At 67.8% G+C, this 13,258-nt stretch carries 13 protein-coding genes and 2 tRNA genes; 6 read left to right on the forward strand and 9 right to left on the reverse strand.

Going from position 1 to position 13,258, the window contains the following annotated elements:
- The first annotated feature begins 3 nt into the window (after positions 1 to 3).
- Together ABTV10_RS16110 and dmpG are read left to right on the forward strand one after the other, a co-directional pair.
- Positions 4 to 987: an acetaldehyde dehydrogenase (acetylating) gene (locus ABTV10_RS16110; RefSeq protein ID WP_499028458.1), complete on the forward strand. Its 984-nt coding sequence runs from the start codon at positions 4 to 6 to the stop codon at positions 985 to 987.
- On the forward strand, positions 984 to 2,012 hold the full coding sequence (gene dmpG, locus ABTV10_RS16115) for a 4-hydroxy-2-oxovalerate aldolase (RefSeq protein WP_499035191.1): 1,029 nt from the start codon (positions 984 to 986) through the stop codon (positions 2,010 to 2,012). Before ABTV10_RS16110 ends, dmpG begins: the two co-directional genes overlap by 4 nt.
- Positions 2,013 to 2,188: 176 nt before the next feature.
- On the opposite strand, the gene clpX is transcribed toward dmpG, so the two are convergent.
- The 5 genes from clpX to ABTV10_RS16140 all read right to left on the reverse strand — a co-directional run bounded on the left by clpX (position 2,189) and on the right by ABTV10_RS16140 (position 6,782).
- Positions 2,189 to 3,466, reverse strand: a complete 1,278-nt coding sequence (gene clpX, locus ABTV10_RS16120; RefSeq protein ID WP_499028460.1) for an ATP-dependent Clp protease ATP-binding subunit ClpX — start codon at positions 3,464 to 3,466, stop codon at positions 2,189 to 2,191.
- Between the two features lie 293 nt (positions 3,467 to 3,759).
- A complete protein-coding gene (locus tag ABTV10_RS16125; RefSeq protein ID WP_433605477.1) occupies positions 3,760 to 4,446 on the reverse strand; it encodes an ATP-dependent Clp protease proteolytic subunit in 687 nt (228 codons plus the stop codon).
- Positions 4,447 to 4,494: 48 nt separating this feature from the next.
- Complete coding sequence (locus ABTV10_RS16130; RefSeq protein WP_499028462.1) at positions 4,495 to 5,139, reverse strand: ATP-dependent Clp protease proteolytic subunit; 645 nt, start codon at positions 5,137 to 5,139, stop codon at positions 4,495 to 4,497.
- 103 nt (positions 5,140 to 5,242) lie between these two features.
- Positions 5,243 to 6,616, reverse strand: a complete 1,374-nt coding sequence (gene tig, locus ABTV10_RS16135) for a trigger factor (RefSeq protein WP_499028464.1) — start codon at positions 6,614 to 6,616, stop codon at positions 5,243 to 5,245.
- Between the two features lie 89 nt (positions 6,617 to 6,705).
- Positions 6,706 to 6,782 (reverse strand) — tRNA-Pro (locus tag ABTV10_RS16140).
- Positions 6,783 to 6,920: 138 nt separating this feature from the next.
- Between ABTV10_RS16140 and ABTV10_RS16145 the strand changes: the two genes are divergently transcribed.
- Positions 6,921 to 6,991: transfer RNA gene (locus tag ABTV10_RS16145), tRNA-Gly, on the forward strand.
- A gap of 357 nt (positions 6,992 to 7,348) precedes the next feature.
- Complete coding sequence (locus tag ABTV10_RS16150; RefSeq protein WP_499028466.1) at positions 7,349 to 8,482, forward strand: nitronate monooxygenase; 1,134 nt, start codon at positions 7,349 to 7,351, stop codon at positions 8,480 to 8,482.
- A gap of 18 nt (positions 8,483 to 8,500) precedes the next feature.
- Here the strand turns inward: ABTV10_RS16150 and dinB are convergent, their stop codons facing one another.
- Entirely contained in the window at positions 8,501 to 9,757 is a 1,257-nt protein-coding gene (gene dinB / locus ABTV10_RS16155; protein WP_499028469.1) for a DNA polymerase IV, read from the reverse strand.
- 108 nt (positions 9,758 to 9,865) lie between these two features.
- On the opposite strand from dinB, the gene ABTV10_RS16160 reads away from it, so the two are divergent.
- The gene (locus ABTV10_RS16160; protein ID WP_499028471.1) at positions 9,866 to 10,717 is read left to right on the forward strand and encodes a hypothetical protein; all 852 of its coding nucleotides are present in this window, start codon (positions 9,866 to 9,868) and stop codon (positions 10,715 to 10,717) included.
- Here ABTV10_RS16160 and ABTV10_RS16165 read toward each other — a convergent pair.
- From ABTV10_RS16165 to ABTV10_RS16175, 3 genes are read right to left on the reverse strand one after another with little or no spacing between them, the layout of a single operon-like run.
- A complete protein-coding gene (locus ABTV10_RS16165; protein ID WP_499028472.1) occupies positions 10,714 to 11,511 on the reverse strand; it encodes an Fpg/Nei family DNA glycosylase in 798 nt (265 codons plus the stop codon). The genes ABTV10_RS16160 and ABTV10_RS16165 overlap by 4 nt on opposite strands.
- A gap of 20 nt (positions 11,512 to 11,531) precedes the next feature.
- Positions 11,532 to 12,014, reverse strand: coding sequence for a ribose-5-phosphate isomerase (locus ABTV10_RS16170; RefSeq protein WP_499028474.1), 483 nt, complete (start codon positions 12,012 to 12,014; stop codon positions 11,532 to 11,534).
- Positions 12,015 to 12,037: 23 nt separating this feature from the next.
- Positions 12,038 to 12,406: a hypothetical protein gene (locus tag ABTV10_RS16175; protein ID WP_499028476.1), complete on the reverse strand. Its 369-nt coding sequence runs from the start codon at positions 12,404 to 12,406 to the stop codon at positions 12,038 to 12,040.
- A gap of 128 nt (positions 12,407 to 12,534) precedes the next feature.
- On the opposite strand from ABTV10_RS16175, the gene ABTV10_RS16180 reads away from it, so the two are divergent.
- Complete coding sequence (locus tag ABTV10_RS16180; protein WP_499028477.1) at positions 12,535 to 13,173, forward strand: TetR/AcrR family transcriptional regulator; 639 nt, start codon at positions 12,535 to 12,537, stop codon at positions 13,171 to 13,173.
- Positions 13,174 to 13,258 lie beyond the last annotated feature (85 nt).

The raw sequence follows: 13,258 nt of genomic DNA on the forward strand, positions 1-13,258 counted from the left end.
ATCGTGACGAACAACGCTGATTCGAAGAAGATTCGGGTCGCCATCATCGGGCCAGGCAACATCGGCACCGACCTGATGATCAAGGTCCTGAACAAGTCCGACGTGCTCGAGATGGGTGCCATGGTCGGCATCGATCCCACGTCCGACGGCCTCGCCCGCGCGGAGCGCCTCGGCGTGCCCACCACGTCGGAGGGCGTCGACGGCCTCATCGCCCTCGACGGCTTCGACCAGATCGACATCGTCCTCGACGCGACGTCCGCCAAGGCGCACGTCGCCAACTGCGAGAAGCTCGCGCCGTTCGGCAAGAAGATCATCGACCTCACCCCGGCCGCGATCGGCCCGTTCGTGGTCCCGCCGGTGAACCTCGAGGAGCACCTCGACGAGGATCTCGACAACCTCAACATGGTCACCTGCGGCGGGCAGGCCACCATCCCGATGGTCGCCGCCATCTCCGCCGTCACCCCGGTCCCCTACGCCGAGATCGTCGCGTCGATCTCCTCGAAGTCGGCCGGCCCCGGCACCCGCGCGAACATCGACGAGTTCACCGAGACCACGTCGAACGCCATCCAGCAGGTCGGCGGCGCCGGCCGCGGCAAGGCGATCATCATCCTGAACCCGGCCGAGCCGCCCATGCTCATGCGTGACACCGTCCTCGCGCTCGTCGGCGACGCCGACCACGAGGCCATCCGCGCCTCCGTCAAGGAAATGGCCGAGCGGGTCGCCGAGTACGTGCCCGGCTACCGCCTCAAGCAGGAGGTCCAGTTCACGCCGGTCGGCGCCGACGAGCCGGTCCACACCCTGCTGCCCGAGGGCGCGGGCCCGGTCACCACGAAGGTCACCGTGTTCCTCGAGGTCGAGGGCGCGGCCGACTACCTGCCCGCGTACGCCGGCAACCTCGACATCATGACCTCGGCCGCCCAGCGCACCGCCGAGTCCATCGCGCGCCGCCTCATCGCCGCGCGCACCAACACCCCCGCGGAGGTCTGAGCGTGTCCACCAAGATCTACATCCAGGACGTCACCCTGCGCGACGGCATGCACGCCGTCCGGCACCGGATGACCCCGGAGAACGTGGCCCGGATCGCCAAGGCGGTCGACGAGGCCGGCGTCGACGCCATCGAGGTCTCGCACGGTGACGGCATCGCCGGCGGCTCGCTCAACTACGGACCCGGCTCGAACACCGACTGGGAGTGGATCGAGGCCGCCGCCGACGTCGTCAAGAACGCGAAGCTCACGACGCTGCTGCTGCCGGGCATCGGCACCATCGAGGAACTCGAGCACGCCCACAAGCTGGGTGTGCAGTCGATCCGCATCGCCACGCACTGCACCGAGGCCGACGTCTCCGCGCAGCACATCGCGAAGGCCCGCGAGCTGGGCATGGACGTGTCCGGCTTCCTCATGATGAGCCACATGGCCCCGCCGGAGCTGCTGGCCCAGCAGGCCAAACTCATGGAGTCGTACGGCGCGCACTGCGTGTACGTCACCGACTCGGGCGGACGCCTGACCATGGACGACGTTCGCGCCCGCATCAGGGCGTACCGGGACGTGCTCGACGCCGACACCCAGATCGGTATCCACGCGCACGAGAACCTGTCGCTGTCGGTGGCCAACAGTGTCGTCGCCGTCGAGAACGGCGTGTACCGCGTCGACGCGTCCCTCGCGGGCCAGGGCGCCGGTGCCGGCAACTGCCCGATCGAGGCGTTCATCGGTGTCGCCGACCTGTACGGCTGGGAGCACGGCTGCGACGTGTTCAAGCTGATGGACGCGGCCGACGACATCGTGCGCCCGCTGCAGGATCGTCCGGTCCGCGTCGACCGCGAGACCCTGACCCTCGGCTACGCCGGCGTGTACTCGAGCTTCCTGCGCCACGCGGAGAAGGCCGCCGCCGACTACGGCCTGGACGCCCGCACCATCCTGCTCGAGGTCGGCAAGCGCGCCCTCGTCGGTGGTCAGGAGGACATGATCGTCGACATCGCGCTCGACCTGCTGAACAAGGACGGCGCCTCGGCGTGATGCGCTGACCGTCTCAGCTACCGACGAAGGTCGGACCCGTTCCCACGGGTCCGGCCTTCGTCGTTCGGCGGTAGGCGCGGGTGCGTTCGGCGGCTGGGACGAGATGCCCGTGAACGACACTGCCGCCCGACCTCCTCACGGAGATCGGGCGGCAGTGTCGTTCGTGCAGGGTGCGGCTAGGCCGACTTGTCGCGTCGCTCGCGCTCCGGCTTGCGCGGCACGATGGTCGGCAGCACGTTGTCGTTGACGGTCTCGGCGGTGACGACCACCTTGGCGACGTCGTCACGGCTCGGGATGTCGTACATCACCGGGAGCAGGACCTCCTCCATGATGGCCCGCAGGCCACGCGCACCGGTGCCACGGTGAATGGCCTGGTCGGCGATCGCCTCGAGCGCGTCGACCGTGAACTCGAGCTCGACGCCGTCCATCTCGAACAGCCGGGTGTACTGCTTGACGAGCGCGTTCTTGGGCTCCGACAGGATCTTGACCAGCGAGTCCTTGTCGAGGTTCGTCACCGACGCCACGATCGGGAGTCGGCCGATGAACTCTGGGATCAGACCGAACTTGATCAGATCCTCGGGCATCACCTCGGCGAAGTGATCCTGCGTGTCGATCTCCGCCTTGGACCGCACCTCGGCGCCGAAACCGATGCCGCGCTTGCCCACACGGTCGGAAACGATCTTCTCGAGCCCCGCGAACGCACCGGCGACGATGAACAGCACGTTCGTGGTATCGATCTGGATGAACTCCTGGTGCGGATGCTTGCGGCCACCCTGCGGGGGAACGCTCGCCTGCGTGCCCTCGAGGATCTTCAGCAGTGCCTGCTGCACGCCCTCGCCGGAGACGTCGCGCGTGATCGACGGGTTCTCGCTCTTGCGAGCGATCTTGTCGACCTCGTCGATGTAGATGATGCCGGTCTCGGCCCGCTTGACGTCGTAGTCGGCCGCCTGGATCAGCTTCAGCAGGATGTTCTCGACATCCTCGCCGACGTACCCGGCCTCGGTCAGCGCCGTGGCGTCGGCGATCGCGAACGGCACGTTGAGCATCTTCGCGAGCGTCTGCGCCAGGTAGGTTTTGCCGCAGCCGGTGGGGCCGAGCATCAGGATGTTCGACTTCGCCAGTTCCACGGTTTCGCCGCGGGCGTCGCGGCTGCGGTCGCCGGCCTGGATCCGCTTGTAGTGGTTGTACACGGCCACCGCCAGCGTCCGCTTGGCTGCGTCCTGGCCGATGACGTAGTTTTCGAGGAACTCGCGGATCTCCGCCGGCTTGGGCAGCTCGTCGAGCTTGACCTCACTCGACTCGGCGAGTTCCTCCTCGATGATCTCGTTGCACAGATCGATGCATTCGTCGCAGATGTAGACCCCAGGTCCCGCAATGAGCTTCTTGACCTGCTTCTGGCTCTTACCGCAGAACGAGCACTTGAGCAGATCGCCGCCGTCACCGATGCGTGCCATCTCGTAAGGTCCCTACTTCCTTGTCTACGTGCGAGCGTCCCCACCCGACTCACACGGCCCGCTCGACGGCGGCTCCGCTTCCTCGGCTCAGGATCGAGGGCTCATGGTGTGACCGTACCCGCAGATCGGGAACGAGGTCGACCGAAAGCCGGTGATTCCCGCACGGTGAACACGATTCCGACACCTGAATCACACCCGCGTGGTCAACGCGGAATGCCCAAGCTTGACGCGTGTACATCCCGGCCCACCGCACTCCGTTCACTCGGCGTGTCGGTGGGCCGGGATGCCCGACATCACTTCTGGGCGGACAACTTCCGGTACTCGAGCACGTTGTCGATGATGCCGTACTCCTTGGCCTCCTCGGCCGTGAGGATCTTGTCGCGATCGGTGTCCTTGCGGATCACGTCGGGATCCTTGCCGGTGTGCTTCGACAGCGTGGTCTCCATGAGGCGACGCATGCGCTCGATCTCCGCCGCCTGGATCTCGAGGTCGGAAACCTGACCCTGGATGCCGCCGGTGGCCGGCTGGTGGATCAGCACGCGGGCGTTCGGCAGCGCCAGACGCTTGCCGGGGGTGCCCGCCGCGAGCAGCACCGCCGCCGCCGACGCCGCCTGGCCGAGGCACACGGTCGTGATGTCGGCGCGGACGTACTGCATCGTGTCGTAGATCGCCATCAGCGACGTGAACGAACCGCCGGGCGAGTTGATGTACATCGTGATGTCGCGGTCGGGATCGAGCGACTCGAGGACCAGCAGCTGGGCCATGATGTCGTTCGCCGACGCGTCGTCGACCTGCGTGCCGAGGAAGATGATGCGCTCCTCGAACAGCTTGTTGTACGGGTTGGACTCCTTGACGCCGTAGCTGGAGTGCTCGATGAACGACGGCAGGATGTAACGGGACTGCGCACCGGCCGGAGCCTGTCCACCGAGTGAATTGGCGGCACCGCCGCCGAGCGCGCGGGGATCGAACATGTTGGTCATCAGTTCTCCAAGGATGGTCTGAGCAGAAGGGCGGATGCGGGCGCGGGCCTAGTTGCCTGCGCCACCGGCCTGCCGCGCGCGGGTGACGACGTGGTCGACGAAGCCGTACTCGAGCGCCTCCTGGGCGGTGAACCAACGGTCACGGTCCGAGTCCGCGGTGATCTGCTCGACCGTCTGACCGGTGTGCTCGGCGATGAGCTCGGCCATCTCGCGCTTGGTGTGCGCGAACTGCTCGGCCATGATCGCGATGTCCGACGCGGTACCGCCGATGCCCGCCGACGGCTGGTGCATCATGATCCGCGCGTGAGGCAGGGCGTACCGCTTGCCCTTCGTGCCGGCCGAGAGCAGGAACTGTCCCATCGAGGCGGCCAGGCCCATACCGAAGGTGGCGACGTCGCACTCGGCGAACTGCATGGTGTCGTAGATCGCCATGCCCGCCGTGACCGAACCGCCGGGCGAGTTGATGTACAGGTTGATGTCCCGCGTCGGGTCCTCTGCCGACAGCAGCAGGATCTGGGCGCACAGCTTGTTCGCGATGTCGTCGTCCACCTGCGTGCCGAGGAAGATGATGCGTTCGCGAAGCAGGCGTTCGTACACCGAGTCGCTGAGATTCAGACCGGACGTGGCCGAAGTCATGGCGGGATTCTGGTAAGTCACGGTACCTGCCTTCTCGATAAGTCGTTGGTTCCTCACACAGACACTAACGAAGTAGGGCGGCACCGGAGTCCCGGTGCCGCCCTACTTCGCTGAAAGCGGAAAAGTCTTTCCCTGGAAGGCGTGGAATACGCCGCCGGGATTACTTCTGCTCGTCGCCCTCGTTGTCCTCTGCCGCATCCTCGGACGCCGGCTCGGCGGTGCCGAACATCTCGGCGGTGTCGATCGCCGCGCCGGTGGTGTCGGTGACGGTCGCGGCGTCGACGACACCCGCGAGCGCCTTGCCGCGACGCACGTCCGCGAAGACCGCGCCGAGCTGGTTGGCCTGCTGGATCTGCTGGATGAACTGCTCCGGGGCCATGCCGTAGCGCTGCGCCTGGAACAGGATGCGCTCGGTGAGCTCGTCCTGGCCGACGGTGGTGCCGGCAGCGTCGGCGATCGCGTCGAGCAGCAGCTGGGTCTTCACCGAACGCTCGGCGGCCTCCTTGGCGTCCGCGTCGAACTGCTCACGCGTGGTGCCCTGGGCCTCGAGGAGCTCGTTCAGCTTCTCCTCGTCGTGCTCCAGACCGTGGATGGCGTCGTGCAGGGCCGCGTCGACCTCGGCCTGGACGACGGCCTCGGGCAGCGGAACCTCGACGGTCTCGAGGAGGGTCTCCAGAACCTTGTCGCGGATCTGACCGGCCTGCTCGACCTTGCGGACGCGTCCGACACGCTCACGCAGGTCGGCCTCCAGGTCGGCGAGGGTGTCGAACTCGCTTGCCATCTGGGCGAACTCGTCGTCAGCCTCGGGCAGCTCGCGCTCCTTGACCGTGTTGACGGTGACGGTGATGACGGCTTCCTTGCCGGCGTGCTCACCGGCGACCAGCTTGGAGGTGAACTCCTTGGAGCCGCCGGCCTCGACGCCGACCACGGCCTCGTCCAGGCCCTCGATCAGCTGGCCCGAGCCGACCTCGTGGGACAGACCCGACGCGGTGGCCTCCGGAACGGCCTCACCGTCGACGGTGGCGGACAGGTCGATGGAGACGAAGTCGCCGTCCTGCACGGCACGCTCGACGCCCTTGAGGGTGCCGAATCGCTGACGCAGCGACAGCAGCTGCTCGGCCACGGCCTCGTCGGTGACCTCGATCGGGTCGACCTCGACGGCGATGGTGGCGAAGTCCGGGAGGGTGATCTCGGGGCGGACGTCGACCTCGGCGGTGAAGACGAGCTCCTGGCCGTCCTCGAGCTTGGTGATGTCGATCTCCGGCTGACCGATGACCTTCACGTCGCTGGCCGAGACCGCCTCGGAGTAGCGCGACGGCAGAGCGTCGTTGACGACCTGCTCCAGCACGGCGCCACGGCCGACGCGAGCCTCGAGCAGCTTGGCCGGAGCCTTGCCCGGGCGGAAGCCGGGGAGACGGATCTGCTGCGCGAGCGCCTTGTAGGCCTTGTCGAAATCAGGCTTGAGCTCCTCGAAGGGCACCTCAACGTTGATACGGACTCGCGTCGGGCTGAGCTGCTCGACGGTGCTCTTCACGGATCTGGCTCCTTCGTAGTGGTGATGCTCTTAGTTCGTTATGTCGTTTCTCGCGCGCCAGCGCCGCATACGCGGCCCCGTCGCGCGATTGGTCGGGGTGACAGGATTTGAACCTGCGACCCTCCGCTCCCAAAGCGGATGCGCTACCAAGCTGCGCCACACCCCGTCCGAACAGGACTTCGCGAACCTCGCGAGGACCCGAGGCAGAATCCTACGGCCCCCCGATTATGAAATCCAAAGCGAGGTCGGTACAGTTCCATCTCGCACACGGCATCACTGGCGATCCCACTAATGTCGTATGCACGGGGATGTAGCTCAATGGTAGAGCCTCAGTCTTCCAAACTGATTACGCGGGTTCGATTCCCGTCATCCCCTCTCACGAGGGAAACCCCGGTTCATCTGCGGAGACGCGGAAGGACCGGGGTTTTGTCGTTTCCGAGGACGCCTCGAGACTTGTCGCGGCCGGGCACCGCCGGCGCGACCGTCACCGCACCCGCTCCGGTTCCGCGCGGCCCACCTCGCGAACGGCGGCAAGGAAATCGCCCCGACTGGCGCCGTCCCGACGTCCGGCACCGACACGGTCCGTGACATGTCTCACATCGGACGGGTTCGCTGCCGCCGCCCCGTCGACGCACCGACCACCTCGGCCAACCCTTCCCAACCCACACTGGAACCTGTTACAAGTTTGGTACGGATTTCACAGGATTCCCCTGCCCCACGAAGGAGTGCCGAATGCACACCCCTCTCTGCGACGAACTCGGCATCGAGTTCCCGATCTTTGCGTTCACCCATTGCCGCGACGTCGTGGTCGCCGTCAGCAAAGCCGGCGGGTTCGGCGTTCTCGGTGCCGTGGGATTCACCCCAGAGGAGCTCGAGATCGAGCTCAAGTGGATCGACGAGCACATCGGCGACCACCCGTACGGCGTCGACATCGTGATCCCCAACAAGTACGAGGGCATGGATTCGAACCTGTCCGCCGACGAGCTGACGAAGATGCTGCAGTCGATGGTGCCGCAGGAGACGCTGGACTTCGCGCGCGGCATCCTCACCGACCACGGGGTCCCGGTGCCCGAGGATCCCAACGAGAACGCGTTGCAGCTGCTGGGCTGGACCGAGGCCACCGCCACCCCGCAGGTCGAGGTCGCCCTCCAGCACCCGAAGGTCACGCTGATCGCGAACGCCCTCGGCACCCCACCCAGGGACATGATCGAGCACATCCACGCCGCCGGCCGGAAGGTCGCCGCGCTGTGCGGCTCGCCCTACCAGGCCCGCAAGCACGCGGACGCCGGCGTGGACATCATCATCGCGCAGGGCGGCGAGGGCGGCGGTCACTGCGGCGAGGTCGGCTCGATCGTGCTGTGGCCGCAGGTCGTCAAGGAAGTCGCCCCCATTCCGGTGCTCGCCGCGGGCGGCATCGGCAGCGGCCAGCAGATCGCGGCCGCGCTGGCGATGGGCGCGCAGGGCGCCTGGTCGGGCTCGCAGTGGCTGATGGTCGAGGAGGCCGAGAACACCGCCGTCCAGCAGGCCGCGTACGCCAACGCGACCAGCCGCGACACCGTCCGCAGCCGCTCGTTCACCGGTAAGCCGTGCCGGATGCTGCGCAACGACTGGACCGAGGCGTGGGAGAAGGAAGGCAACCCGGAGCCGCTCGGCATGCCGCTGCAGTACATGGTGTCCGGCATGGCCGTCGCCGCCACCCACAAGTACCCGGACGAGACCGTCGACGTCGCGTTCAACCCGGTGGGCCAGGTCGTGGGCCAGTTGTCCAAGGTAGAGAAGACCTCCGCGGTCATCGAGCGGTGGGTGCAGGAGTACCTGGAGGCCACCGGCACCCTCGAGCAGCTGAACGCCGCCGCCGACGCCTGACCGTCGCCTGACCCGCGATCACTCGTCGGGCAGGATCGGGACGCTCTCGCCGCGGTCGCGGCCGAGCAGCGCCGCGCGCGTGACCGCGACCGACCCGAACTTCGCCCGGACCGCGTCGAGTGCACCGTCGAGCCGGACGCCGTCGGACTCCGTGACCGGAGTCCCGGTGTCCGGCTCGAACGGCAGGGCCAGCTGCTCGGCCCCCTCTCGGTCCAGGTTCGACAGCGCCACCCCGACCAGGGTCAGACCCCGGTCGGCGATCAGCGGCCGCGATTGTTCGAGCAGCGACCGGACCGCGGCGAGGATGGTTTCGGTGCGCGCCGACGCCTCGGCGAGCGTCACCGAACGGGTGGCTCGATCGAAGTCGGCGAACCGCATCCGCAGCACCACCGTGCGAGACACCCAGCCCGCCCCACGCAGGCGCCGCGCCACCCGATCCACCAGCGCGGCGGCCGTCGTCTCTATCTCCTCGAAGCTTCGAGCGCGCCGCCCGAGCGCGTGCTGCGCCCCGACGGACCTGCGCCTCCGTCCCGTCTGCACCCGCCTGGGGTCGCGGGCCCAGGCGAGGGCATGCAGGTGCCGCGCCGACGCGGAGCCCACCACCGTGGACAGTTCCCGCTCGGCGAGCGTCGCCAACTCGCCGACGGTCCGCACACCGTAGTCGTGCAGCTTCCGGGAGGTGACCGCACCGACGCCCCACAGCCGCTCCACCGGCAGCGGGTGCAGGAAGTCGAGTTCACGGTCGGGCGGCACCAGCAACAACCCGTCGGGCTTGCCGACCGCACTTGCGACCTTGGCCAGGAACTTCGTCCGCGCGATCCCGACCGTGATCGGGAGCCCGACACGGTCCCGCACGTCGCGGCGCAACCGCTCCGCGATCCCGAGCGGGCTGCCGGCGATGCGCCGCAGGCCGCCCACGTCGAGAAAGGCCTCGTCGATGGAGATGCCCTCGACGAGCGGCGTCGTCTCGCGAAAGACGTCGAAGACGTCCCGGCTGGCCTCCGCGTAGGCCGACATCCGCGGGCGCACGACGATTGCCTGCGGGCACAAGCGCAACGCCTGCGCCCCGCTGGACGCGGTCCGCACCCCGAACGCCTTGGCTTCGTAGCTGGCCGCGAGGACGACTCCCCCACCGACGATCACCGGCCGGCCGCGCAGGCTCGGATCGTCGCGCTGCTCGACCGATGCGTAGAACGCGTCAAGGTCGGCGTGCAGGATCGTCGCCTCGGCAACCGTCGGGGCCCCGGAACCGGACTCGGCGCGATCGATGGACACGAACATATGTTCGCATCGACCACCGACAGTCCCTCGAGTCCGAGTCGCCGCCAACCCGGTCCCGGTATCCTGGAGGTTGTCCGATTTGTCGCCTCCGGAAGGCACCCCGTGGAACTCCTTCTCATCGTCGCCGTTCTCGGCGCCGTCGTCTTTCTGGTCATGAAGAGCCAGAACAAGAACAAGGGCCACTCGGCGAACCAACTCGAAGACGCCAAGGCGGATGCACGCCAGGCGATCGAGCGACTGGGTGGCCAGGTCTACAACCTCGTCGGCTCCGACGACGCCTCCAAGCAGGCGCTCGCGGACGCGTCCGAGCGCTACACCGCGGCCGGTTCACAGATCGAGCAGGCCACCACGCCGGTGCAGGCCCGCCTGGCCAAGCAGACCGCACTCGAGGGCCTGTACTACATCCGCGCCGCGCGCACGGCGATGGGCATGGATCCCGGCCCGGAGGTCCCGAGCATCGACGGCCAGAAGTCGGCCGGCTCGGTCACCGAGGATCGCGAGATCGAGTTCGAGGGCCGTCAGGTGTCCGCGTCGCCGAACCCGTCGGCACGCACGCCCAACTACTACCCCGGCGGCCGCGTCGCCGGCCGACCGGTTCCGGCCGGCTGGTACTCCGAGCCGTGGTGGAAGTCGGCCCTCGTCGCCGGCGCATGGGGCGTCGGCTCGATGTTCCTGTTCTCGGCCATGTTCTCCGGCATGTCGGGTGTCCCCTACGACGCCCAGGCGTTCGAGAACGGCTACGGCGACGGCTACCAGGACGGCCTCGAGGCCGGTCAGGACGCGGGCGGCGACGGCGGTGACATGGGTGGTGACGCCGGCGGTGACATGGGCGGCGACACCGACTACGGCGCCATGGGCGACGGTGGCGGCGACTGGGGCGGCGGAGACTTCGGAGGCGGAGACTTCGGAGGCGGAGACTTCGGCGGAGGCGACTTCGGCGGCTTCGACTTCTAGTCGGCCTGACACCCGGGGCACCAGAACAGGTTGCGCCCCTTCATGACAGCGTGAGCGATCGGCGTGCCGCAGATGCGGCACGCCGATCCTGCTCTGCGGTAGGTGTAGGTGCGCGGCCGGTCCTTGGCGTACGACGGCTCGCCGTGATCGTCCTCGGGGCGCACGACGTGCATCTTCCCGCGGCGCACACCGACCTTCATGAGGTCGACGAGGTCGGCCCACATCGCGTCGAACTCGGCTCGGCTCACGCGCTTGCCGGGCCGCTCCGGGTGGATGTTGTGCCGGAACAGGATCTCGGCGCGATAGACGTTGCCGACACCGGCCAGCACGGCCTGGTCCATCAGCAGTGCGCCGATCGGGGTCTGCGACTTGGAGATCCGGGCCCACGCACGTTCGGGGTCGGCGTCCTGACGCAGCGGGTCCGGGCCCAGCCGGGCTTCGATGGCCGCGACCTGCGGCGCGTGCAGCACCTCGCACGCGGTGGGCCCGCGCAGGTCGGCGCCGTACTCGGCGCCGATCATCCGCATCCGAACCTGCCCGACGGGCGCGTCGAGCGGCACCGCGGACTCGGTGAACTTCCCGTACAGACCCAGGTGGACGTGCACCACGAGACCGTTCTCGTAGTGGTGCCACAGGTGTTTGCCCCAGGCGTCGGAACGGACGAGGACGCGGCCGTCGATGAGGGCCGCGTCCTCTGCGAATCTGCCTTGCGGGCTCGACACCCGGACCGCCGATCCCGCGAAGCGCCGCTGGTGCAGTCGCGCGAGTCGGTGCAGGGTGTGACCCTCGGGCAAGGTGGTCTACCTGGTCTTTGTCAGGCTTCGGGAGCTGCGGGGACGGCGGGAGCCACACCCGTCTTCTCGTACTCGGCGAGGATGTCGATGCGACGCTGGTGACGCTCCTCCTCCGACCACGGGGTCGACAGGAACGCGTCGACGATCGCGAGGGTCTCCTCGAGCGTGTGCATGCGGCCACCGATGCCGATCAGCTGAGCGTTGTTGTGCTGACGCGCGAGCTGCGCGGTCTCGACGCTCCACGCCAACGCGCAGCGGGCGCCGGGCACCTTGTTCGCGGCGATCTGCTCACCGTTGCCGCTGCCACCGAGCACCAGCCCCAGGCTGCCCGGGTCGGCGACGACGCGGCGGGCCGCCTCGATGCAGAAGGCCGGGTAGTCGTCGAGGGCGTCGTATTCGTGCGCACCGCAGTCGATGGCCTCATGGCCGTTGGCGGTGAGGTGATCGATGATCTGGTTCTTGCGTTCGAAGCCGGCGTGGTCGGCACCCAGGTATACGCGCATGACCCCAATTCTGACAGGTGACGTCACCGCGATGACGGAAGGGGCGAGTCTGCAACCTCCCCCGCTTCCGCCTCCTCCACTATCTCCTCGCAGTGGGCGCGAACCCGCTGCCGTTCGCCGTCCACCCAGCCCCGGGACGCAGCGAAGTCGATCATCGCCGCGAAACCGGCCGACCAGTCGATCGGGCGCTGTGGATGTTCGCCGATCGCCTTCCCGAGACGATCGATGTCGAGCCATACGTGCGGACCGTCCGGCTCACCCCAGGAGGACAGTGCCGCAGCCAACCGATCGGGATCCGGTCCATTGTCGATGACGACCGCCAGGCGCCGGAAGTCGTCGACACCGGTGAGGACAGGGACACCACTTCCTGCGAGATCGATCTCGAGTTGCATTCTCCGACACCCTCCGAACACTCCGAACACACTTCGACACTCCGAGCAATCTGGATCACTCGATCGAATACTTACGTTGATTCCACTCCATCAGCTCGCCCCCGTCAAGATGTGCGATGCTCTGCCACATGGTCACTCCACCTGGAAATCGGCAGGGAAGCGCGACACGGATACGCCTGATCAAGACCGCGGAACGACTCTTCGCCGCACAGGGCGTCGACGCGGTATCGGTCCGCGCGGTCAACGCGGCCGCCGGACTGGGTCCCGCATCGGTGCACTACCACTTCGGCAGTAAGGACGATCTGCTCGCCGCCGTTCTGTTGGACATGGGCGTACAGGTGCGCGACCAGATCATCACCAACGTGGCGAGTCTGGCTTCGAACCCGCGGCCCCCGTCGGCGGAGACCCTGGTCCGCGCACTCACCGATCCGTACCTGAATCTTGTTCTGCGACACCGCACGCGAGGGATGCGCTGGGTGAAGATTGTCGCCCAACTGTCCCCCGAGGGACATCCCGCGCTCACCGCGACGGGCCACGACGTGGCGAACTCCTTGCTGGACCAGGTCCGGCGCGCGTTCCCTGACAGCGACCCTCACCGCCTCGAAATGCGGTGGGCGATCGCGATCGCCGGCTACCTCGAGGCGCTCAGTCGCGCCGACGACTGGGCCCGCGACGGCCGGACCGTCGATCCGGACGAGCTCGCTGCGTTCCACGAGGACCTCGTGCAGTTCGTCGTCGGCGGGGTCGAGCGACTACTCGCCGCCTGACCCGGCCCGGCCGGCCAGCCCGACACGCAGCGCGCCCACCCAGCGGGAAACTTTTGGATCAACTGTTCCATTTCTGTGGTAGACC

The sequence above is a fragment of the Paraburkholderia sp. RHO2 genome (genome assembly GCF_050955445.1).
Lineage (GTDB): Bacteria > Actinomycetota > Actinomycetes > Mycobacteriales > Mycobacteriaceae > Prescottella > Prescottella agglutinans_A.

What these genes read in the sequence shown, in the direction of transcription:
- ABTV10_RS16125 (WP_433605477.1), bottom strand. Translation starts at nt 4,446, where the DNA reads ATGACCAACATGTTCGATCCCCGCGCGCTCGGCGGCGGTGCCGCCAAT.
- ABTV10_RS16180 (WP_499028477.1), top strand. Translation starts at nt 12,535, where the DNA reads ATGGTCACTCCACCTGGAAATCGGCAGGGAAGCGCGACACGGATACGC.
- ABTV10_RS16175 (WP_499028476.1), bottom strand. Translation starts at nt 12,406, where the DNA reads ATGCAACTCGAGATCGATCTCGCAGGAAGTGGTGTCCCTGTCCTCACC.
- clpX (WP_499028460.1), bottom strand. Translation starts at nt 3,466, where the DNA reads ATGGCACGCATCGGTGACGGCGGCGATCTGCTCAAGTGCTCGTTCTGC.
- ABTV10_RS16170 (WP_499028474.1), bottom strand. Translation starts at nt 12,014, where the DNA reads ATGCGCGTATACCTGGGTGCCGACCACGCCGGCTTCGAACGCAAGAAC.
- ABTV10_RS16150 (WP_499028466.1), top strand. Translation starts at nt 7,349, where the DNA reads ATGCACACCCCTCTCTGCGACGAACTCGGCATCGAGTTCCCGATCTTT.